Origin of the sequence: Streptomyces sp. P6-2-1 (assembly GCF_050613165.1) — a bacterium.
Lineage (GTDB): Bacteria > Actinomycetota > Actinomycetes > Streptomycetales > Streptomycetaceae > Streptomyces.
Map to the genome: position 1 here is coordinate 2,368,768 of NZ_CP192513.1, position 20,830 is coordinate 2,389,597.

The following is a 20,830-nucleotide window of genomic DNA, read 5'->3' on the forward strand; positions in this document are numbered from 1 at the left end:
GCGAGGACCTATCGCCCTTCGCCCACAGCACTGACGCCTGAGCCGCAATTCGCGGTCCCGTGCCCATACTCCTCAACGGTGACGGCGGGTCCGCTGCCCTCCAGGCACTGGCGGATGGCAGCGTACTTCTCGGGCCCCCACTCTGGTGAGGCGGCCAATTCGGCCTCCACCCAGGCGTCGATACTTGCGCCCAGCTGCTCATCGTAAGTGTCCATGTGACTACCTTCTGGCAACGCCCCAGGGCAGGGCCACCAGTCGACCGGGTTGTCGGCGTGCTGCAACAGATAGGGGGAAGTCTCCCCCACGAGTCGATTCGGCATCCCCCAACCTATGCTTCACCCCACCCGCCAGTCAGGACGGCGTGCCGCGGTCAGGTGGGGAGGCGTCCGTGATCGGCAGGCTCACTGGTGGGTTGCCGGATCGGCAGGATGCTCAACAGCCCGCAGCCGTAGGACTTGCCTCTTCCGATTCCCTCCCGCATGGCTCCCCGCAGGGCGGACACGTCGTGGATCTCCGCCTCCCCGTCGAACTGTGCGAGGTGAAATCGGAGGCCTGCGCGTGCGCGGAGTCGGCTGACGAGCGGATGCCGGGGGGTCACGAGCCCGGACTGGAGACGGAGCCCCGCCTTGGCCGCACGCAACCTCCACCACTCCTCGGCGGCCTCCCCGTGCAAGGCCACCCGCTGCCCGACCCGGCCGCCTCCCGCTGTGGGAACGGCCAATTGTTTCGAAGGGTTGGCAGCGATCCGATAGCGCACCCGCATGCCCCCCGCGAGCGTGTTGAGGTACGACTTCAGGTGCAGCACCCCCGTCTCTGCGTATCCCTCGGGCAGGCATCCGATCTCGGGCTGCACGTGACTCTGCACGAGGACCTGTACCGCGTCTCGCACGGGCTCCGTCCGGTAGAGGGCGCCCACGTCGCTGCGGGGGGTGTCGGAGGGGCGGTCGGGGAAGAGGGACATGACGCGGCGGTGCATCAAGTGGGCGTCATTCATGTCGTTCAACACGTCCCCTCTGCGCAGATCGGGGGTCAACCGGGTCAGCCAGAGGCTCATGCTGTTTCCACCTGTTCGGACTTCGAGGTGGCCTCCGGCTGTCGTGGGAGCATCGGAGCGGTCAGAGGGACGTGACCGACACGTACCGCGCGCGTTCCGTGCCGCCGCCGTGCCGAGAATGAGATCGGGTGGTCGTGGCGCAACTCGGCTCCTACGAACGCGGGCACGGTGTCGCGCACGGTCCGCAGGTGCAGCGGTGTACCCGCGTCCAGGCGCTCGCGTGCACGGCGCAGCCGCGCTGGACGTGTCTCCAGCCAAGGATGGCCCTCCAGCACGTCGTCCATGTGACCGTCGTGTACCGCACGGCTCTCGTCCGGGTGTACGACGGGAGTACCGGGCGGGAATGCCTTGCGGCCGAGGTACAGGGGCCATCGAGGACGTCTCAAGGCCCGGTACAGACCGCGCACCTCCTCGTCCGCTCCTTCGAGAGCCACGAGGAAGAGCGCCCCCGACAGGTAGAACCGCTCGCTGACGACGGTGGCTCTCGCACCGCCTTTGGTGTTGGGCACGTTGGAAACGGTGTGGTAGTCGCGTTCCAACTCGCCTTCGCGGTCTACCCGAACGCCCATCGACAGTGTGGCGAGTTCCCGGACGCGATCGTCGTCGTCCCTCGCCACGCCGAGGGCCGACGCGAGCAGACCGACGATGCCGGACTTCGTCGGTTCACGGGCCGTGTCCCGGCGGTCGAAGCGGGAGGAGGCGCCCCAGGACTGCATGGGGGCGTCGAGGCACAGGATCAGGGTGGATGTCACCGCACCGCTCCTCAGAGACCGGCCGAGCCGATGAGCCCCTCGACGAAGGCATCGATGCCCTCCGCCTCCTGGCAATCACGTGGTTGGCGGTCGGAGAGCCCTCCGCTCGGATCGAGGGAGCCGTAGTGCACGCCGCGCAGTTCCTCGTCCCCGTAGAAGTCACGGATCTGATCGAAGTAACCCGCCATGCGCCGGGCGGACGTGTCCATCAGGTCCGCGACGTCGCCGACGGGCGAGAGGAACGCGTTGGCGAGGCTCCACGCCCCGTCCGTGCGTGCGACTCCCAGCAGGACGTCGGGTACCGTCGGCGCGGCCATGGAGTTCTGCTTGCCGCGCGGGACGGCGTGGACGAAGGCCCGAAGCCAGGCCCGGACACTGCGGACCAAGAGTGCCTTGTCCTCGGCGGGGAGTTCCTCCGGGAGCACCGAATCCTCGCCGAAGAGGTTGCGGAGCAGACGGTCGGTGTCCAGGTTGGCGTAGCGGTAGTAGCAAGCCGCGTTGTAGTCGATGGTGCCCATCATGTCCGCGGCGGGCTCCTCGGCCGGACGCATGTCGTCCATGGCCGTGTAGAAGTCGAACTCGTTGGCCACGGCGTGGGTGGAGATGCTGTGGGCGACCTGGCTGGCGGAGATCACGGAGAAGTCCTGGTTGTCGGCGATCATCCGGCCGAAGAGCGCGATGTCGGCAACCCGGGAGGAGTCGAAGACCTTTCGCGCTTCAATGAGCTCCTTTTGCGTCGGCTTGACCTTGGTCCGTGACCTCTTCTTCGCGTCCGCCTTGCGCTTCTCCTCCTTTTCCAGCGCCTTTTCCAGGATGTCCCAGCGCTTCTCGCAGTAGTCCGCGAGATGCTCCACGGCAGCCGGTCCCACGTACAACAGGTACTCGGACCGCCCCCGGTCCTCGGTCACCCCGAATCCGAACGCCGCCAGCGCCTCTTGGGCCACCAGCTGCGCCCTGCTCACCTCACACTTGCCGCGCTCAGCGAGGAGAATGCCGGCCTGTTCCGGCAGTTGCTTCGTCCGCCGCCCGATGTCACCCGTTTCCAGGCCGTGTGAGGTGAACAGCTCACGTGCCGCCCGTTTCAGTGACTGACTGGAGATCCGGGCCCGGGTGACCCCTCCGAACCGCACTGTCTTCGGCTGCCCGATGTCGTCCCGGTTGAGGTTGCTGACCGGGAAGGACTGGAGCAGGTGGAGCTCAATGATCATTCGTCATCCTGGGTAGTCGAATCGGGGGCCTGGTCGAACGGGGTGCCAGGGGCGCCGCCCGGCTCGTCCTCCGCCCCCCTGGGCCGGGCAACGGGGTGACGGTGGTAGTCGCTGATCCAGCGCAGTCGCACGCGTTGCCGCTCCGTCACCCGGTGATCCGTCTGGTCCGTCGAGAGGAGGACGACGAGATCGTCGAGGAGCCGTCCGTAGTTCAACGGCGTGTGGCTGCCGCGCAGGAGTCGCACAGCCTGGCGCACCTGGTGTTCCAGGGCCGCGCCCTCCACGGATACGAGTTCGGCGAAGCGGCGCTCGGCCGAACTCCCCTTCTCCCGTGCGAGAGCCCCGAGGGAACGGGCGAGGGTCGGTGCGTGTGGTCCGCCGAGCGAGCGGGGCAGGGGGTGCAGGGCGAAGAGACCGCTCAGCAGCAGCCAGACGTCCTGCTCCTCTTCCGGCGGACCGTACGGGACGACGATCCCGTACGCCTGCGCCTGGTGTCGCCCGCCGCTGAAGCCCCGGCGCAGCACGGCGAGCTCCGCACGCCCTCGGGCCACCAGATGCGTGGCGTCCGATTCCCGCGCCGTCGCGAGGGAGTGCAGGTGGGAGACGAACGCGTCACGCCGAGCCTGCCGTTCCTCATGGGCTTCGGTCCGTGCCGTCATCGGGCGCTCCTCCTCGCGTCGGTTCTCGTCGTCCGTGTTCGACAGCTCATGAGACCTCCGTGTACTGGGCGAGGTTCTCGCGGTGACGGTCGCGGAGCCACATGGCGGCACGGAGGTAGTGCGTATAGCTCTCACCGGCCGCCAAAAGCTCCCGGTCTCGTCGTCCGGCGTCCTCCGCCCAGCGTCGAGCGGCCCGGCCCGCGGTGTCGTGAACGACGTCCGCCCATTCGGTCGCGGCCTGTTCCATCTCGGCGTCCGAACCCACCGAGACACCGAGACGCCGAACGAGTTCATTGAAGGGCTCAGCCACCCTCGGCCAGAAGTCGATTTCCAGAGCCCTGCGCGAGGCCGCAGATGATTTTCCGCGACGGCCGGCGGACGGAGGGGCGAAACTCTGGTGGTAGGTCGTCTCCATCACGCGCAGGGCGTCACCGAGGTTGTCGGCATAGGCGACGGCTTCTCCGATGACGTACCCGATACGGCGATCACGAGCCCGCATCAGGGCGACGGGGGCCGGAACCTCCTCCTCGTACCACGCGAAGATGTTCCCGCGCTTCTTCCCCAATTCCTGTCCGAAGACCCGCAGCGTGAACACCGTCGAGTCGGGAATGACGTGCGAACCGTCCACCCTGGACACCGCGAGAGGTCGCAACCGGGCGGGCTCGGCTCCGGGAACCAGTGAGGGAACGAGCTTGTTCTTCGACGCGAGCTTCTTCTGCCCCGCCCTGCCCTGGTACTTACGGCCGGAGCGGCTCCAGCGCGCGACCTCCGGCAACAACAACTCCTGCGTGTACTGCCACACGCCGCGCACCCCCTCCAGTTGAACGGGCACGATGCGTGCCGGCTGGGAATCCGAGGTCCACCGTTCGCGGAAGGCGGCCATGGGTTCCACATCCTGGGACAAGTCACCGTCGAGACGGGTCCCCGGAGTGCGCAGCACACCCACGACCGAAGCCTCTGCGGCCTCCCGGGCGCGGAAGAGCAGCACCCGCCGCGATGGCCACGTCAAGGCGTCGGTGAGCCCCAGAGGGGGACGCGGCGGGCCCGGATCGGGCCGGTGCACCTCGTCGTCCTCCCAGGCGGGCCGATCCGCAGGGCCGGTACCGGTCGGATGCCCTTCGTCGGGCCGGTACGCGACGAGGTTGAGCAGAAGGGTCCTGCGGAGCGTGTCCCCCTCCAGGAGGACGCACCCGAAATCGCTGCCCAGAGAGGCCTGAGAAGGGGCCCGACTCTTCTCGTATCCAGTCTTCTGCCCACCGGTGTCGTACGCCTGCATCGTGACCAGCCAGCGCGCGGCCTCGGCTGGTGACAGTTCCGGCCGTTCGGTGGCGGTGGTGTGGTCGAAAAGGGTGCGGCTGCTGCCGGTGGCCCACGGCGCGACGAGGACGGCGGTGCTCTGGTGCGGTTCGGCATCCTCGGCGGGATTCCGCGAGGGACGCCTCGCGAGATCCGGGCACTGCAGGAACGGCCGGTGGGCATCGAACAGGTCGAACCGGGACTCCATGCGCTCCACATAGCGATCGAATCGACGTCGGAACTCGTCTTCCTCGTCGAGCAGATGTGCTGGGTCGGCCATCCACAGCTCGTCCCAGTCGTCGTCATCAGGGGTGATCGCCCGGTGCAGGAGGGCCAGCACGAGCCGGTGGAGCGCCGCCGTCATCGTCGGACTGCTGCCGATGAGGCGGCGGTGACGGTGCGCGTGGAGCACGAGGTCGATCAGACTCACTTGGGTCATGCGGTCGGAATCGAGCGGAAGCACGGGAAGCCAAGGTTCGCGCAACAAATCGAACGTCACTCGACCCCTCCGTCTTCCTTCTGGAACTGCGGTGCGGGATCAGTGAAACGAATCCCGGCGCACCGCGCACACGTTCCTCAAGAAATTTGCGGCGTTCTCGCGCACATTCGGCCAGTAGGCAGCGAGCTTGCCCGAAAATAGCCTACCGCCCGACCGCGGAGTTCGGTCAGGCCTTGCGGTCCCGGTCAGCTCCACGGCCTCTCTGACGTGTACCGGTACCAGCGCGTCCGAATTCCGTGAGGGTCCGCAGACCCCATCGCGTACCCCGCGACATGGGGATACGGGCCGTCAGCGCCTCGCGACCCGCCTTCGGCGTGCGCCTCTCCGACCGATCCGCCGCACGTTCCCACTGCTCCTCCCATCCGAGCGGGGAACGCAGTTCCTCGCCGTCGTCGTACACCCTGTCCAGTAATTCCTGTACCTCGTCGGGGCATCGGATCACGTCTCGCTCCCTCAGCACCGCCAACGTGCGAAGAAGGATCGCTTCGTCGTACACGTTCACGGCGTAACTGAAATTGACCGCCTTCCGCCTTGAGCGCGGCTCCGGCACCCTGATGAGGACGAACCGGATTTCAGGCCGTTCGGGGCCCACCCGGTGCCGCCCGATCCGTCCCATCCGCTGGATCAGGCTGTCGATCGGCGCCACCGCGCTGATCATCACGTCGAAGTCCAGGTCGAGACTGCTCTCCAGGACCATGGTGCCGATCACGACTGATCCCCCGCTCCCAGCCGCTGCGGTCATCGAGCCCCGCGGCCCGAAGCGGGCGCGCAGGCGTCCTTCCGCCGCGAGCCGCTCCGCCGGATCGAGCTTCCCGTGAATCAACTCCGTCACCACGGTCTGCCCGGCCACGTCCCCCACCGCCCTTTGCAGCGACTCCCAGTCCCTCTTCGCCTCCTCGACGAGGTTGTGCACGATCGCGACGTTCCGACCCCGACGCGCCTCCCGCAAGGCGAGTTCCACGACGTCTTGCCGATCCACCCAGTGCAGCTGAACCACCCGGTCACGATTGACGGGAGCGGCGGTGACGCCCACGGCGGACACCGTGCCCCCGACGGAGACATCGGCGGAAAGGATCCGCGGATAGGCGGCCGTCCCCGGGACTTCGGGTTCCGGCAGCTCTCCCACCGACAGCCCCAGGGCTCCCGCCCGCCAGCTGTTCACCAAGGCGTGCTGCTGGCGAGTCGACAGGGTCGCCGAGAGGAGCACCACCGGTGTCCGCAGCGCGCCCAGTCGGTACAACAAGGTCTCGAACAGAACCCCCGAGTGCACGTCGTAGCCGTGCACCTCATCGAAGATGATCACCTTGCCCGAGAGCCCCGCCAGTTGCACGAAGACGTGCCCCGAGCGAATGGCAGCCTTCAGCACCTGATCGACAGTGCTCACCACCAGCGGATTCAGATGATCGGCCTTGGTGGACAGCTGAGCCTTCGCCTGCGCGTCGCTGTCGCACCCGAACTGCTCCGATGCCCCCGAGCCGCCGTCCTCCGCGACGCACTCGGGACACAACGGTGGCGGACCGGCTGCGGACCGCTGGTCCAGGTATTCGCCCGCGGCGCCGTGGAACAGCTTTAGCCGGCCCATGGCGTGTCCATCCCACGGCCTCAGCAGTTCGGCGGCAACCTCGTACACCTGGTTACCGCTCGCCCTGGTCGGCATGGCCACGTGGAACCCCCGCAAATGATGCAGACGGATCATGCAAGCCGCAGCCTGCAAGGCAGCCTTCGTTTTGCCCTCACCGGTCGGCGCGGACAACAGGAACATCCCGGGTTCTCGCTCGCCGGCGACCAACTGCTCCAGCCGCGTCTGGAGGTCGCGCCGTTCGGAACTCTGGGGGAACAACGATCCGAAGGAAGTGTCCTCGGGTGCCGTGCACGCCTCCCACCCCAAGGACTTGACCTTCGGCTGCTCGATCGCTGCCACTCCGGCGGCATACGCGGCCATGTCGACGCCCGCACCGGCGTGGGCCACCTCCTTCCGATCGGACGCGACCCAGTCACTGACCGAGGTGAGCGCCGCGAGGGCCAGTTCCGCAGGCCCATCCATCACCACCCGCGCCCAGTCGGCGGCACTCGGCTCACCTTCCGTGGTGCGACGAAGCCTGCACAACTCGTCGGCCAGCGCCTCCACACGGGTGGCCCAGGTCTCCCCTCCGATCGCACCACGCTTGTAGGAGACCTGCCGGAGATCGGCCGGGCCCGGAACGTAACCGTGGTGAGCACCAAGCACGCACCCGATGGACTCGGCAGTCTCCGCCGAGGCGCCCCACTTCACCAGCAGATTCCGTACATACAGCGCGCTGATCAGCCCGTGCGCCACATCCGTCCGCGCCCCGGAACTCCTCGGACCTTCCCGCAACCGGTCGATGGCAGCGTGATCGGACTCTGGCAGCAGCGTCTTGGCGACGTCCGCCCTCAACCCCTGGAAGGTCGGTGAACACTTGCCCAGGTCGTGCAGTCCCGCCAGCCTCGCGGCCCACTCCCGCGCGTCCCCGAGCGGCTCCAGCGCCGCTCCCAGACGGTTCTTGAGATAGGGCCCAAGACATAGATCGAACAACTGGTACGCCACTTCCGCGGTGTCCAACGCATGACAGATGAGAGGGTGCGGCCGGGAACCGTTGCCCAGCTTCCCCCAGATCGGACGGACGTCGACTGGCAGGCGGAATTCACCGTTCGAGAGGGACACGACGCCCACCCAACCAAACGCCGGACACCGGCGGGCGGGAATTCCGCTTCTCGCTCCCTCACAATCCCTCCCTATAATGAACAATTTTTACATTAGGGACATGAAGCCGTCCCGCCCCGGAACCACCGAGAACATCTCTGTGTCCATGCCCACCGAGCTGGTCGGCGAGCTCCGCTCCCGAACCGGCCCGACGCGGGCTGTCCAGCTACATCACCGAGGCTGTCAGGCACCAGCTCGCCATGGACGGGCTTGCGGAGATCGTGGCGTCCCACGAGGAAGAGCGCGGTGCGCTCACAGAGCAAGAGATCGAAGCCGCACGTCGCGAGCTGTTCGGAGACGTGAACGTCGAGGGTGTCAAGCGGGGCGCCGCTGACAGAGCAGTCGGCTCGCTCGGTGGTGCTCGGCTCCGAGGCGCTCTCTCTGCTCCTGCGCAACGATCGCGGTATGGCGGCTCGCAACGAGGCCTCCCGGCAGGCCGGGGCTCTCGTCCTCGTGTCCCCGCTGACCATTGTTGAAGCCGTACAAGGGAAGGCCGACCTTCCGCGCTTGAAGTGGCTGCTCTCCCGGCTGCGGGTGGAACCCGTCAGTCAGGAGGATTCCCTCATCGCGGTGGCACTGCTCCGGGACGCAGGCGGGCTGCATGGACACAAGTACGCAATCGACGCCCTCGTCGCCGCGCTCGCGCTCCGTGCCCCGGCCCCCGTGATCGTTCTGACTTCCGACCATGACGACTGGTCGAAGCTCTGTGGGAAGCGCGTGATCATCAAAGAAGTGTGAGCACGCCCCAGCTACTGGGTTCGCGAGTTCACTGGCACCAGTGGCACGCGGAATACCCGACCGACAGCAGCACCGGCACGTCCCGCCGCCGCGCCTCCTCGAACGCCTCCGGCGACCAGGGCCACCAGTCGACCGGATTGTCGGCATGCTGAAGCAGATAAGGCGAGGTCGCACCAGCCAACCGGTTCATACGCCCCAGCCTCTCACAGCGCTCGACGCGGCCCGCGAAACTCTCGCGAGCCCGCTCGCGTCGGAGCGGCGAGCGGACGCCGGAAGGCAGAAGGCCACGGCGGACAGCGACGGCGGACAGCGACGGCGGACGGCGTGGGTCCCTGGCCGATGCGGACTTCGCCGTGTCCCGCGGTCCTGCGGCACGGATCGCCTCGACCATCGAGTCCTGCACGATGTCGTCGACGTCGGGAGCGCCCTCCACCGCCCGCCCGAGCACGTGGGGGACGAGCGGCAGGACGTTCGCGGTGAGCGGTTCGCGGCTGCCTCGGCGTCCCCGTCGCGGGCCGCGACGACCGGGCGGCGGTCCGAAGACGTGTCCGTCCTGACGGGCCGCTTCACCGCGTTCAGAGCGGTGGCTGCTTCCCCAGGTAGCCCGCCTCTTCCGAGCGCAGGGCCTTTCGGCGCGCGCACGGCACCGTGCGGGAGGTGCCGTCGGGCTGGGGCACGTCGTCGCGGGACGGGCAGGCCCAGGCGAAGTAGCGCTCGCGCGGATGGTTGCTCGTGTGCGGGGACCGGGCGGGACGCTGCCTGGCCGGGATCACGAACTTGCGCAGTTCGGCCTGGGCACCGTGGTCGGGGCAGAGGGGAGGGTCGACCAGGTGCTGGGCGTACTCGTGATCGAGGATGTGGCGGGCGAAGCGGCGCCCCCGGAAGGGGACCATGATCTCTCGTCTGCCCTTGTCCCCGGGAACGTGGGACAAAGTGTTCAGGCTCCCGAGAAAGCACAGCCGTTCGTCGATCACCAGGATCTTCTGGTGCATGTTCTTGATCTCCACGAGAGTGTCGGCCACCGCCCGCAGCTCCGGCAGCCGCCGCGTGGCATCGGCCGCCGTGGCCGGGTTCGCCAACTGGCCCTGGAGCAGGCTGTCGCCGCTGCTGGTGACGAGCAGATTGATCCGTACGCCCCGGTCCCGCGCGGCGCGCAGGTGCGGCAGTACCTCCCAGGTGCGCTTGGTGTACCAGGGAGACCAGAGCCAGATGCTGTGCTCGGCCTGGTCGATGGCGTCGAGCGCGTCGGGGAAGTAGGTGTCCTCGTCGTGGACGGCGGTGTAGCGGACGTGCCCCTCGAACGCCTCCCAGACCTCCTGCTGCAAGGGCGACAGCCCCGGAGCTTCGGCGGCGGGCAGACCGAGGAGCCGACCGGCCCGGACGCCACGTACCAGGGCCTCGGGTTCCGACCGCACCATGTCCCGTACGTGAGCCAGCACCGTTCCGTCCCCCGCTGCGAGCAGGGCGCGCCAGGCGGCGAGCACGTAGACCCGCTGGCGGGCCCGCGTCGCGCCCACGGTGAAGAGTCTGGCGCCGTCCCTCGGGAAGGGGCGCAGGTCCTTGAAGTCGCCCGCGGCCGTCCATCCGGGACGGACGCCGTCCTCCACGAGGTCCAGGATGACGACGTCGAACTCCCGGCCCTGGAAGCTGTGTGCCGTACCCACTTCCACTGCGGGCGTCCGGAAGAGGCGGTCCTGGTCCTGGAGCCAGTCGTGCGTCACCTGGGCCTGCACCTTGTACGGCGTGACGATGCCGACGCTCTCGCCCTCCCGGTGGTGCCGCTCGGCCAGCGCCGTCGCCAGCAGGCTGCCCGCCACCCACCACCGGCCGCTACCGCCCGTGGCCTTGCGTGCGGCGGCCATTCCCCCGTCCGCCTGGCCGAGTTCGTCGGTGGTGACCAGGACGATCTCCGGGTCGAGGGCGCGGTCCCGTTCCGGGCGTGCGGAGGTGAGTGAGCCCCCGTAGGCGATCCGGTTGACCAGGCCGGTGGTGTCGGGCCCGAACCGGTGTGTGGTGAGCAGGGCCGCGCACCCGGGATGCGCCAGGGCGTCGGCGGGGGTACGGATACCGACGCGTTCGAAGCAGTCCTCGCGAATCCAGCGCTCCAGTTCGGGACGCCTGGGCAGTCGTCGGGGCAGTACGGGGCCGAGCTGGCAGAAGTCGCCGAACAGGACGACGGTCTCCTTCGCCTTGGCGAGCGCGACGACCAGCTCGGGCAGCAGGGCCGCGCCCGCCTCGTCGACCAGTACGACGTCGTAAGGCCCGTCGGCCACGGCCTGGTTCAGGCGCGACCGGGCGAGCGTGGTGGCCACCACTTTCGCCGCACGGATCAGTTCGGGTTCGGCCTGGGAGCGCCGGCGTGCCAGGTCTCGTACGAGCTTCTCGTGTCCGCGCTCCAGCTCGGCCAGCCGGGACAGCTGACCGGCGCAGGACGCCCGCAGTTCCTCTCGTCTGGCGTGCAGCAGCGGGAAGCCGGACCGCTCCGCCGTCGCCACCAGATCGGCGTCATCGGGCCGCGGACCGCGGTCCTGCCGGGCCGTGCGCAAACGGTGTCCGGCGGTTTCGTGCGCCTGCCGGGCGAGTACCAGGGCCTTCTCGGCCGCGGCCCGGGCGGCACCGGTCGTCCCGATCAGCTGTTGTTGCCGACGGAGCCCCTCCTCGTCGACGGGATGGGCGGCGGCGCGGGCCCGGAGAATGCGCGCGTGCAGTACCTCGTGGTGCTCGGCGTACGTACGGGTGGCCTCGGTGAGCTGCTCGTCCAGCAGCTTGCGGCGACGGTTCTGCTCGGTTCGTTCCTTTCTGATCGCGGCCCGCCGCCGACGCGCCCGCAGGCGTCCCTGCCCGTCGAGCGCACGTTCCTCGGTGTCGAGAGCGGCCAGCGCTGCCACCGCGTCGAGCAGCGCCGCCCGCAGGGCCCGCAGGCTCTGCTCCCCGGTCTCCCTCTCGGCAGTCCACCCCGCCACCTGCCGCAACGAGGCCCTCTGAGGTGCCCATGCCTCCCACTGGCGGCGTGCCTCCCGGTGCTTCTCGGTTGCCTGCGCACACCGCGCCAGGGCGTCCGCCGCGCCGTCTGCCGCCGCTTCCAGCTCGGCGGTGAGGCGCTCCACCAGCTCGGCGTGGGCGAGACGCTCGCGCGCGTGGGCGTACGCCTCCGCATCGAAGCCGGCCAGCCGCGCCTCGGCGTCGCGCAGTTCACTCAGCGACGGTTCGTTCGTCAATGCGCGGATGTGCCCGGCGGCCTCTTCCACCCTCCGCTCCGCCTCCGCCACCTTCTCCCGTACGAGCAGGGGGAGCGAGACCCGCGGGTCGTCGGCGACGTGGCGGAGCGCAGGGGAGCCGACCCGGATCATGAGGCCGGCTGGCAGCGAGGAACGGTCCTTGAGCACCCCCTCCAAGGCGTTGTCGACCGCGACATTGGTGCCGGAGACCAGCAGGACGCGCTTGCCCCGCTGGGCGAGATCGCTGAGCGCCCGGGTCAGCACGGTCGTCTTGCCCGTGCCGGGCGGTCCCCAGACCAGCCGCAGCCCCGGCGAGGCACAGGCCAGGTACGCCTGCGCCTGGCCGCCCCGGAGCACACGTCCGCAGGCCGAGGCGTCCTCGGGAGCGACGGCGTCGATGCGGCCGTTCACGAAGCGCTCAGCCAGCCCCGCGTCCGGCAGGGCGGCGAGGGCATCACGCAGCGAGCGCAGCAGGAAGTCGGGCGGGCGGCGCACGGCCCACAGCGTGAGCCCGGTCCGGGGCGCGTGGGCTGCCACCCGCAGGCAGATCCGCTCGGCCTCGACCCGCCAGTCGAGCACGGTGAACGACCGGCCGCGCGCGTCGTCGGGCCCGGCTCCTGTGGCGAGCCTCATGTCCTGGAGATCGTCCGGGTCGATCCGGGTGGCGTAGGTCGCCACCCCGTACCAGCCGTCGTCCACGTAGTGGGCGTCCCCGATCCTGGCATGCCCCGAATTCGTCGTACGGGCACCGGAACGGCTCTCGTACGCCAATACCTCGTCAACCGCCTGGATCAGCTGCTCGATCCACTTCGTCAACGTCCCCACCCGGCCGCCCTGGACACCCCCACGCTGATTCCGGGCAACTATCCCACGCAGGCCCGCCGCCTGTGTGTACTTGTCATACATCCGGCGGCCGCGCGGTACGCGGCGAAGCACCATGTCGACGGCGGGCGCACGCGCGCCAGTGACATGATTCGCGGGATCGCATGGATCGCATGGGTCGCATGGGTCGCATGGACAAGGAGCGCGCACATGAGCGACGTCGCGGAGGCCGGGCGGTTCGGGGAGTTCGGGGAGGTGCCGTCGACCACGCTTGCCGAGGTGCTGGGCGGGGAGCGGGTCATGGATGCGGGGATCCGGCCGCTGTGGGGGCCCGGGCCGCGGCTCGCCGGGCCCGCGTACACCGTGCGGTGCGTGCCGGGTGACAACCTCATGCTGCACGCGGCGATCTACCGGGCCGCGCCCGGGTCCGTCGTCGTCGTGGAGTCCGGCGACCTGGAGTACGCGCTCGCGGGCGGGAACGTGTGCGCCGTGGCGCAGCGGCGCGGGATCGCCGGGTTCGTCGTGGACGGCGTGATCCGCGATCTCGGTGAGGTGCGTGCGGCCGGATTCCCCGTGTACGCGCGGGGGATCGTGCCGGTGCCGGGGACGAAGAAGGGGCTCGGTTCGCTGGGCGAGGAGGTGCGCTGCGGCGGAGTGCGCGTACGAGCGGGGGACATCGTCGTCGCGGACGAGGAGGGCGTGGTGGTGACGCCCGCCGAGCGGGCCGCCGAGGTGCTGCGCGCGGCCGGGGAGCGGCTGGCCAAGGAGGAGACGCAGTCGCTCGACGACTGGGAGGCGCAGCACCGGGCGAAGGTCGAGGAGGCGCTGAAGGCCGCGGGGTTCACCGGCTGACGGCGCCGCCGTTCGCGTGCGGGAAGCCCCCAGCATCCGCACGAGGTCCTCGGTCGCCAGGGGCGCCGGTTCGCGTGCGGGAAGCCTGGGAAGCCCCCTCGCTCCCGTACGGGCCGTTCCGTCCCCGCCCGTACTGCCCCAAAGTCCCCTCCTCGCACGCAGGAAGTGCGATCACTCCCAGTTCTGGGAACCGTTCTCGCATCTGTGTGCGACGACCGTGGTAGAGGTCCCGGGGAGAAGCGGGGAACCGGAGAGGGCTGGTATGGCGCAGGAGTTGGCGGGGCGAGCGGGGCTGCGGGCCGAGCACCGGGCGGAGGCGGAGCGGCTGTTGACGCGTTCCGTCGAGGAGGAGGTGCGGCGCAGCGGCGGGAAGCTCGACGCGAGCGTGCTGCTCGGGCGGGCGCGCGCGGCCGTGGAGGAGTGGACGGCTCCGGCGGCGGAGGAGTACGCGGCGTACACGGCCGCGCTCGACGAGGCGGCCGCGGGCTCGGTCAGCATCGCAAGGGCCTTCTCGCCGCGCACACTCGGTGGCCCGCTGCTCGTCACGGCGACGGCGACGGCCGCTGCCTTCGTCGCGGATGTCGTGCTGGGTACGGGGGTCGGCGCCGCGGTCGGCGCTGGGGCCACGGTCGCCGTGGCGGGCACGGCGACGACCTTCGTGAAGGCGACGGCGGGGTACTGGCCGGCCGCGCACCACAGGGCCGGGGCCCTCGGCCAGCCGGGCGGGCTGGAACAGGCCCGCTTGCAGTGGCTCACGGCCCTGGAGGTACGGGGCATCCGCCCGTACCTGGACCAGCAGCGGCTGCTCGCCCGCAGCGTGGCGGCCCGCGCGGGCGGCGGGAGCACGGGGCGGCGCTCCGGGCTCGTACGGACGACGGACCGCAGCGCGGCGGCGCGGCGGCGGTCCGTACTGGAGCAGTCCTTCTCCCATCTCCCGGAAGCCGAGGGTGTTTTCGCGGGAAGGCGGGCCGAACTCGCCGAGATCGCACGACTCGTGCGCTCGGCGCGCGCGGCGACGCGGACGCGCCCTGTCGTCGTGGTGCTGCACGGGGAGCCGGGTGCGGGGCGGACGACGCTCGCGGTGCGGGCCGCGCACGCGCTGCGGGACCAGTTCAGGGGCGCGTGCGTCGTGGACCTGCGCGGGAGCAGCCCGGACACGCCGCCGCTCCCGACCCGCGACGCGCTCATGCACCTGCTCAACAGGCTCGGTGCCCCGCGCGAGCAACTCCTCTTCCGTGACCGCAGCTCTTCGGAACAACAGGTGCGGAAACTCACGGAGTTGTACCGCAAGCACCTGCGCGGGCTGCCGGTCACCGTGATCCTGGACGACGCGTCGGACGCGGCGCAGGTGCGCGCGCTGCTGCCCGAGCACTCCGACAGCCTCGTCCTGGTGACCGCGCGCGAACCGCTGGACCTGGTCGACGAACACGCCGACTCCGATACGGACGAGGGCGCCTGGGTGCATCAGGTGCCCGTGGGCCCGCTCGAAGCGGCGGGCGCCGAGGAGGTCGTACGGGCGAGCGCGGGGCCGCTGCCCGGGCCGTACGACGCCGAAGCGATGGACGGCATCGGGGAGTTGTGCGGCGGGCTGCCGCTCGCGCTGCGGCTCGCGGGCTCGGCGCTCGGGGCGCGCAGCCCGCGCGGGCTCGCGGCCGACCTCGCCGCCTACGGGCCCGTCGCGCCGGTGGAGCGGGCCCTGTGGCTGCGGTACACGGACCTCGCGCCCGAGGGGCAACGGCTGCTGCGGCGGCTCGCGCTCGCGGGGCGTGCCTCGCTCGGCGCGGGTGCCGCCGCCGCGCTGCTCGACGTGCCGGAGCAGTCGGCGACGCGGCTGCTCGCCGAACTCGCGGCCGCGGGGCTCATCGACCACGTACGCGGGGACAGGTACCGACTCCACGACGTCGTACGGGCGTTCGCGCGCACGCGGCTCGCCGACGAGGAGGAGGCGGCGGAGCGGACGGCCGCGCTGGAACGGCTGATCGTCGAGTACGGCGAGCTGGCCGACGCGGTGATCCGGCTCGTGGACGGCAAGACGTCGACGCGCGTGGGGGCGGCGGGTCCGCACGGATTCGCCTCCCTGGAAGCGGCGTTGGGATGGCTGGACGAGGAATCGAGCTTCATCACGGCCGCGTTGAGACAGGCGGAGGGCGTCGACCAGCGCGCGGTGCTCGATCTGCTCGGAGCGCTGTGCGACTACTGCCTGCTGCGCGGGGACCTCTACCGCCTGGGCGAGATCAGCGAGTTGACGGAGGCGGTGGACAAGGGGCTGCTCGGGCGCTCGGTGCAGTGGCGCAAGGGCATCGCGGCGCGGCAGCTCGGCGAGCTGGACACGGCACGTACGACGCTCGCCTCCGTCGTGGACCTCTACCGCGAGGCGCGCAACGAGCCCGGCACGGCACGCGCGCTCGGCTCGCTCGGCATCACGCTCCACCACCAGGGGCGCCTGCCCGACGCGGCCGAGAAGCTGCGCGAGGCGGCGGCCCTCCAGAGCGGGCCGGGACTCGGCGGTGACCGGGGCTGGACGCTGCACGCGCTCGCCGCTGTCGAGCGCGACCGGGGGTACCCGGGCGAGGCGCTCACGCTCCTTCGGGAGTCGCTCGACCTGCACCGCGAGAACGAGTCGGTGCACGGACTCGCCTGGGCGCACTACCAGTTGGGGCAGGTGTGGCTGCGGCTCGACGAGGTGGCGCGGGCCTCGGAATCGCTCCAGGAGGCGCTGGAGCTGTACGGGCGCACGCGGGACGGACGCGGCGAGGCGTGGGCGCTGACGCAGCTCGCGCGCGGCGAGCTGGTCGCGGGCGACTCGGCGGCGGCCGTCGACGGGCTGCGCGCGGCGCTGAGCAGGCACCGCGAGAACGAGGACGCGCGCGGTGAGGCGTGGACGCGGTACTACCTGGGGCAGGCGCTGGAGGCGGAGGGCGTCGGGGACCCGGCGCTGCGCGAACTGGAGCGGGCACGCACGATGTTCTCGCGGATGCGGGACGTGTACGGGCTCGCCTGCTCGCGACACCACTCGGCCCGCCTCACGCGCGACCACCGCGCCGCGCGCACGGGCTCGCTGCGCAACAGCGGCTTCGCGCGCCAGCTCCTCGTCGACGCGCGCGCGGACTTCCACCGCATGGCGCTCGCGCACGGGGAGGCGTGGACGTGCATCGAACTCGCGGTCATCGACGCGGGGAACGCGCGGCTCGCGCAGGCGGTCGAGCTGACCGAGGAGGCGGGGCGGCTCTTCGGCTCGTACGGGGACCGCAGGGGCGAGGACTGGGCGCGCTTCCTGCACGCCTCGCTGCTCCCTTACGCGTCGGCGGGCGGCTTCGACGTGGGCTCGGTGGTGGCCGAGGAGGAGCTGACCGCGCTCGCCGCGGCGGCGCACCCGGCCCGCGACGAGGCGCTCGGCGGTTACATCGAGGGCTACCGGCTCCTGCTCGGCCGCGGCGCGGTCCCCGAGGACGGCTGGCAGGGCTGGCGCCTCGGCATGGTCCCCGGCAGGCACGCACGGGAAATCATGGGCGTGGAGGCGGGGCGGGAGGGGTGGTGAGAGGGGCGCGCGTCGGGGGTGCGGGGGGGCGTGGGGGGCGTGGGAGCCCCTAGGGGACGGTCGAACGGATCACCTAGGGGATCGATGGGCCCCCTGTAGTGGGCCATGACGACCGGCGGCGAGGAAAAGTTCCCGGGTCGGCCGAAGGGGCGGAACCTCGGCGAAGGAGGCGGCAGCCCGGCACGGCTCTGCCCCGGCACGGAACCGGCCCGGCACGGTTCTGCCTCGGCACGGAACTGCGCCGAAGCGGAACTGCCCCGGCAGAACCGCGCGGCACGGAACAGAAAGCCGCCCCCCGCCCCAGACAACCGGGGCGCGGTCACGCGACGGAAGCCACGGGAGTACAGGCCCACCACCACCGAAGGCAGCAGGCACAGGCCCACTACCGAAGGCAGCAGGCACAGGCCCACCACCGAAGCCACCAAGCGCAGGCCCCCTACGGAAGCCGCGTGCCCAGTCCCAGCACGGACGCCGTCGGGCACAGCCTCACCACCGAAGTCGTCAGGCACCGGCACGCCACGGAAGCCGTCAGGCACAGGCCCGAGACGGAAGCCGCAGGCACAGCCCCGTCACCGAGGCCGCCCAGCCCCACCACCGAAGCCACCAAGCACCACCCCACCACGGAAGCCGCCAGGCGCAGGCCCACCGAGGCGAGCCCACCCGCCGCGCGCGGCAGGGCACACCGCACGCCGACGGTGCGACGCCCGGGCAGGTACCGCCCGCCCGGGCACGTACCGCCCGCCCGGGCATGTACCGCCCTTACCGCCGCCCGCGTCATACCGCCCCGCCGGGACCACCCCGCCTCGTACCGCCCCACCGGACAGCCCCGCCGGGAACACCACGCCGCCGGGGCCGCCCCCGCCCCCGGCCCTTCGCCCCGCGCTGCTCGCGTCGTGGTCGGCCGGGGGGGGAGAGGTCAGCCGCGGTGGGTCGTGCCGGCCTTCGTCGGGTCGTTCTCCGTCGTCGCCGACGGGTCCGTCGCCGACGGGTCCTCCGGCTCCTTGAAGTCGACCTTCCGCATGTGGCGGTTCATGGACTTCATCAGGGCCCAGACGCCCACCGCCATGACCGCGAAGACGACGAAACCGAGGAGACCGGGGGTCACCTTGTCGGCGTCGACTTCGGCGAGGGGGACGAAGTGGATCATGGCCTGGCCTGCGCTCGCGCTTCCGCTCATTCAGCCATTGTCACGGATGCCCGCAAAGAGGTCGTCCTCGGGGAGGGACGTTTCGACCAGAGACTTCGCCAGCTCGAAGTCCTCGGTCGGCCAGACCTCCTTCTGGATCTCCATCGGGATGCGGAACCAGCCACCGTCCGGGTCGATCTGCGTGGCGTGCGCGATGAGCGCCTTGTCGCGGATCTCGAAGTAGTCGGCGGCGGGCACGAAGGTGGTCAGCGTCCGCTCCGTGCGCTCCGACTCCTCCCACCGCTTGAGCCAGTCGCCGTACGGGGACTCCAGGCCGCGCGCGAGGAGCGCCTCGTGCAGCGCCTCGGTGCGCTGCCGGTTGAAGCCCTGGTTGTAGTAGAGCTTCGCCGGCTGGAAGACCGGGCCGAACTCGGCCTCGGGGAAGCGCTCCGCGTCCGCCGCGCCCTCGAAGGCCGCCATGCTGATCCTGTGGGTCATGATGTGGTCGGGGTGCGGGTAGCCGCCGTTCTCGTCGTAGGTCGTGACGACCTGCGGACGGAAGGAACGGATCTCGCGCACGAGCCGCCCGGCCGCCTCCTCGACGTCCACGAGCCCGAAGCAGCCCTCGGGGAGCGGCGGCAGCGGGTCGCCCTCGGGGAGCCCCGAGTCCACGTACCCGAGCCAGGTCTGCTGGATGCCGAGGATCTCGCGGGCCTCGTCCATCTCCTTCCTGCGGACCTCGTGGATGTGCTCCTCGATGTAGGGGTCGCCCTGGAGCTTCGGGTTGAGGATGGACCCGCGCTCGCCCCCGGTGCAGGTGACGACCAGCACGTCCACCCCCTCGGCGACGTACTTCGCCATCGTGGCGGCGCCCTTGCTGGACTCGTCGTCGGGGTGGGCGTGCACGGCCATCAGGCGCAGCTTCTCAGTCAAGACTCGTTCCTCAGGTGTTCGTCGCGACGACCGCGATCCTGCCGTTGATCCCGCCGCGCGCGGCCTGGGGGCGGGGTCCGGCCGGCCGGGCAGGGGCTTCTATAGTGACGGAACCTGAAGGCGGAAAATTCCGGCTTCCGCGCATCGGGAACACGCCGCGTGAGCACGAGGCGTCCGCACGCCGCGTGAGGCGGCGCGCACCGGTGGCAACGGGCGAAGGGACGATCATGACGGCGACCGCACCCGGCACGGCCGACGCCGACGCCGATGCCGCCCGCGCGTTCGCGAGCCGCTACGGGCGCGACAAGCGCACGGACAAGCAGCTCAAGACCGTCGGCATCGTGCTCGGGGTCCTCTTCCTCGTCGTCGTGGGCTGGCTCGGCTGGAGCTACATCGCCGGGCAGAAGCTCAGCGCCGAGGTGATCTCCTTCGACGTCGTCTCCGACCACGAGGTGAAGGTCCACCTCGAAGTCCGCAAGGACGCGGAAGCGAAGGGCTCCTGCACGATGCGCTCGCAGGCCGAGGACGGTGCCGAGGTCGGCCGCGCCGACTTCCGCTTCGAGCAGTCCGCCAAGCGCGTCGACAAGGTCGTCACCTTCCGCACCACCTCGCGCGGCACCACCGCCGAGCTGGTCGGCTGCCACGCCGACTAGGCCCGTACCCCCACGCCCGCCGGGCGGCCCGTACACGCCCGCCGACCAGCCCGTACGCTCGCACGCCGGGTCCGTACGCCCGCGTCTTCGCCGCCTCGCGCGACGCTCGCGCGGGACAAGTCCCCCAGGAATGTCCTCCCGCTCTGGCGTCTGAATTGTTAGGCTCGTGGTTTCGCCCGTCCGTGAAGGAACATCCTTCTGGTAGGGCGTTGATTTGTATTCCCAGTACCTACGAGGAGCACCTGTGACCCAGACGAGCGAAAACGTCACCTGGCTGACCCAGGAGGCGTACGACCGGCTCAAGGAGGAGCTGGAGTACCTGTCTGGTCCGGCGCGCACCGAGATCGCGAGGAAGATCGAGGAAGCGCGTGAGGAGGGCGACCTGCGCGAGAACGGCGGGTACCACGCGGCCAAGGAGGAGCAGGGCAAGCAGGAGCTTCGGATTCGCCAGCTCAGGCAGCTCCTGGAGAACGCCAAGGTCGGGGAGGCCCCCGCCGACGACGGCATCGTCGAGCCGGGCATGGTCGTCACGATCGCCTTCGACGGCGACGAGGACGACACCCTCACCTTCCTCATGGCCTCGCGCGAGTACGCCAGCTCCAAGATCGAGACCTACTCCCCGCAGTCGCCCCTCGGCACCGGCGTCAACGGCAAGAAGGTCGGCGACACCGCCGAGTACGAGCTGCCCAACGGCAAGAAGGCGTCGGTGAAGATCCTCGACGCCAAGCCGTACCAGGCCTGACGCACCCGCCCGCGCACC

The 20,830-nt window shown here is 70.5% G+C and carries 14 protein-coding genes and 3 pseudogenes; 6 read left to right on the forward strand and 11 right to left on the reverse strand.

Annotation, left to right across the window (positions count from 1 at the left end):
* Positions 1-245: 245 nt before the first annotated feature.
* The 7 genes and pseudogenes from ACQYWQ_RS10210 to cas3 form a co-directional block, all read right to left on the reverse strand.
* Positions 246-320 (reverse strand): annotated as a pseudogene (locus ACQYWQ_RS10210) (DUF255 domain-containing protein); the annotation flags it as partial.
* A 50-nt stretch (positions 321-370) separates the two neighbouring features.
* Positions 371-1,054, reverse strand: coding sequence for a type I-E CRISPR-associated protein Cas6/Cse3/CasE (gene cas6e / locus ACQYWQ_RS10215; protein WP_431033942.1), 684 nt, complete (start codon positions 1,052-1,054; stop codon positions 371-373).
* On the reverse strand, positions 1,051-1,806 hold the full coding sequence (cas5e, locus tag ACQYWQ_RS10220; protein WP_431033944.1) for a type I-E CRISPR-associated protein Cas5/CasD: 756 nt from the start codon (positions 1,804-1,806) through the stop codon (positions 1,051-1,053). The genes cas6e and cas5e overlap by 4 nt, the downstream gene beginning before the upstream one ends.
* An 11-nt stretch (positions 1,807-1,817) precedes the next feature.
* Complete coding sequence (gene cas7e / locus ACQYWQ_RS10225) at positions 1,818-3,014, reverse strand: type I-E CRISPR-associated protein Cas7/Cse4/CasC (RefSeq protein WP_431033945.1); 1,197 nt, start codon at positions 3,012-3,014, stop codon at positions 1,818-1,820.
* A complete protein-coding gene (gene casB / locus ACQYWQ_RS10230) occupies positions 3,011-3,673 on the reverse strand; it encodes a type I-E CRISPR-associated protein Cse2/CasB (protein WP_431033946.1) in 663 nt (220 codons plus the stop codon). The genes cas7e and casB overlap by 4 nt, the downstream gene beginning before the upstream one ends.
* 46 nt (positions 3,674-3,719) lie before the next feature.
* Positions 3,720-5,468, reverse strand: a complete 1,749-nt coding sequence (casA, locus tag ACQYWQ_RS10235) for a type I-E CRISPR-associated protein Cse1/CasA (protein WP_431033947.1) — start codon at positions 5,466-5,468, stop codon at positions 3,720-3,722.
* A 166-nt stretch (positions 5,469-5,634) separates the two neighbouring features.
* Positions 5,635-8,151, reverse strand: coding sequence for a CRISPR-associated helicase Cas3' (gene cas3 / locus ACQYWQ_RS10240; protein ID WP_431033949.1), 2,517 nt, complete (start codon positions 8,149-8,151; stop codon positions 5,635-5,637).
* Positions 8,152-8,251: 100 nt separating this feature from the next.
* Between cas3 and ACQYWQ_RS10245 the strand changes: the two are divergent.
* Together ACQYWQ_RS10245 and ACQYWQ_RS10250 are read left to right on the forward strand one after the other, a co-directional pair.
* Positions 8,252-8,522: pseudogene (locus ACQYWQ_RS10245) on the forward strand (hypothetical protein); the annotation flags it as partial.
* The gene (locus tag ACQYWQ_RS10250; RefSeq protein ID WP_431039134.1) at positions 8,521-8,928 is read left to right on the forward strand and encodes a PIN domain-containing protein; all 408 of its coding nucleotides are present in this window, start codon (positions 8,521-8,523) and stop codon (positions 8,926-8,928) included. The pseudogene ACQYWQ_RS10245 and the gene ACQYWQ_RS10250, both read left to right, overlap by 2 nt.
* A 34-nt stretch (positions 8,929-8,962) precedes the next feature.
* On the opposite strand, the pseudogene ACQYWQ_RS10255 reads toward ACQYWQ_RS10250, so the two are convergent.
* A pseudogene (locus ACQYWQ_RS10255) lies at positions 8,963-9,118 on the reverse strand (DUF255 domain-containing protein); the annotation flags it as partial.
* Between the two features lie 385 nt (positions 9,119-9,503).
* Positions 9,504-12,962 carry an AAA domain-containing protein gene (locus ACQYWQ_RS10260; RefSeq protein ID WP_431033951.1) on the reverse strand — a complete coding sequence of 1,153 codons (3,459 nt, stop codon included), beginning with the start codon at positions 12,960-12,962 and terminating at the stop codon, positions 9,504-9,506.
* Between the two features lie 216 nt (positions 12,963-13,178).
* Here ACQYWQ_RS10260 and ACQYWQ_RS10265 point away from each other — a divergent pair, with 216 nt between their 5' ends.
* Positions 13,179-13,820: an RraA family protein gene (locus ACQYWQ_RS10265; protein ID WP_431033953.1), complete on the forward strand. Its 642-nt coding sequence runs from the start codon at positions 13,179-13,181 to the stop codon at positions 13,818-13,820.
* 262 nt (positions 13,821-14,082) lie between these two features.
* Positions 14,083-17,358 (forward strand): tetratricopeptide repeat protein, encoded by a 3,276-nt coding sequence (locus ACQYWQ_RS10270; protein ID WP_431033955.1) that lies wholly within the window; start codon positions 14,083-14,085, stop codon positions 17,356-17,358.
* 916 nt (positions 17,359-18,274) lie between these two features.
* Here the strand turns inward: ACQYWQ_RS10270 and ACQYWQ_RS10275 are convergent.
* Complete coding sequence (locus ACQYWQ_RS10275; protein WP_431033956.1) at positions 18,275-18,535, reverse strand: hypothetical protein; 261 nt, start codon at positions 18,533-18,535, stop codon at positions 18,275-18,277.
* On the reverse strand, positions 18,536-19,417 hold the full coding sequence (gene mca, locus ACQYWQ_RS10280; protein WP_431033958.1) for a mycothiol conjugate amidase Mca: 882 nt from the start codon (positions 19,415-19,417) through the stop codon (positions 18,536-18,538).
* Between the two features lie 227 nt (positions 19,418-19,644).
* Here mca and ACQYWQ_RS10285 point away from each other — a divergent pair, with 227 nt between their 5' ends.
* Together ACQYWQ_RS10285 and greA are read left to right on the forward strand one after the other, a co-directional pair.
* A complete protein-coding gene (locus ACQYWQ_RS10285) occupies positions 19,645-20,070 on the forward strand; it encodes a DUF4307 domain-containing protein (protein ID WP_431033959.1) in 426 nt (141 codons plus the stop codon).
* A gap of 244 nt (positions 20,071-20,314) precedes the next feature.
* Positions 20,315-20,812 (forward strand): transcription elongation factor GreA, encoded by a 498-nt coding sequence (gene greA, locus ACQYWQ_RS10290; RefSeq protein ID WP_431033961.1) that lies wholly within the window; start codon positions 20,315-20,317, stop codon positions 20,810-20,812.
* Positions 20,813-20,830 lie beyond the last annotated feature (18 nt).

Coding starts and splice junctions, on each gene's coding strand:
- cas6e (WP_431033942.1), bottom strand. CDS start 1,054: ATGAGCCTCTGGCTGACCCGGTTGACCCCCGATCTGCGCAGAGGGGAC.
- cas7e (WP_431033945.1), bottom strand. CDS start 3,014: ATGATCATTGAGCTCCACCTGCTCCAGTCCTTCCCGGTCAGCAACCTC.
- casB (WP_431033946.1), bottom strand. CDS start 3,673: ATGACGGCACGGACCGAAGCCCATGAGGAACGGCAGGCTCGGCGTGAC.
- ACQYWQ_RS10265 (WP_431033953.1), top strand. CDS start 13,179: ATGAGCGACGTCGCGGAGGCCGGGCGGTTCGGGGAGTTCGGGGAGGTG.
- ACQYWQ_RS10270 (WP_431033955.1), top strand. CDS start 14,083: ATGGCGCAGGAGTTGGCGGGGCGAGCGGGGCTGCGGGCCGAGCACCGG.
- ACQYWQ_RS10275 (WP_431033956.1), bottom strand. CDS start 18,535: ATGAGCGGAAGCGCGAGCGCAGGCCAGGCCATGATCCACTTCGTCCCC.
- ACQYWQ_RS10285 (WP_431033959.1), top strand. CDS start 19,645: ATGACGGCGACCGCACCCGGCACGGCCGACGCCGACGCCGATGCCGCC.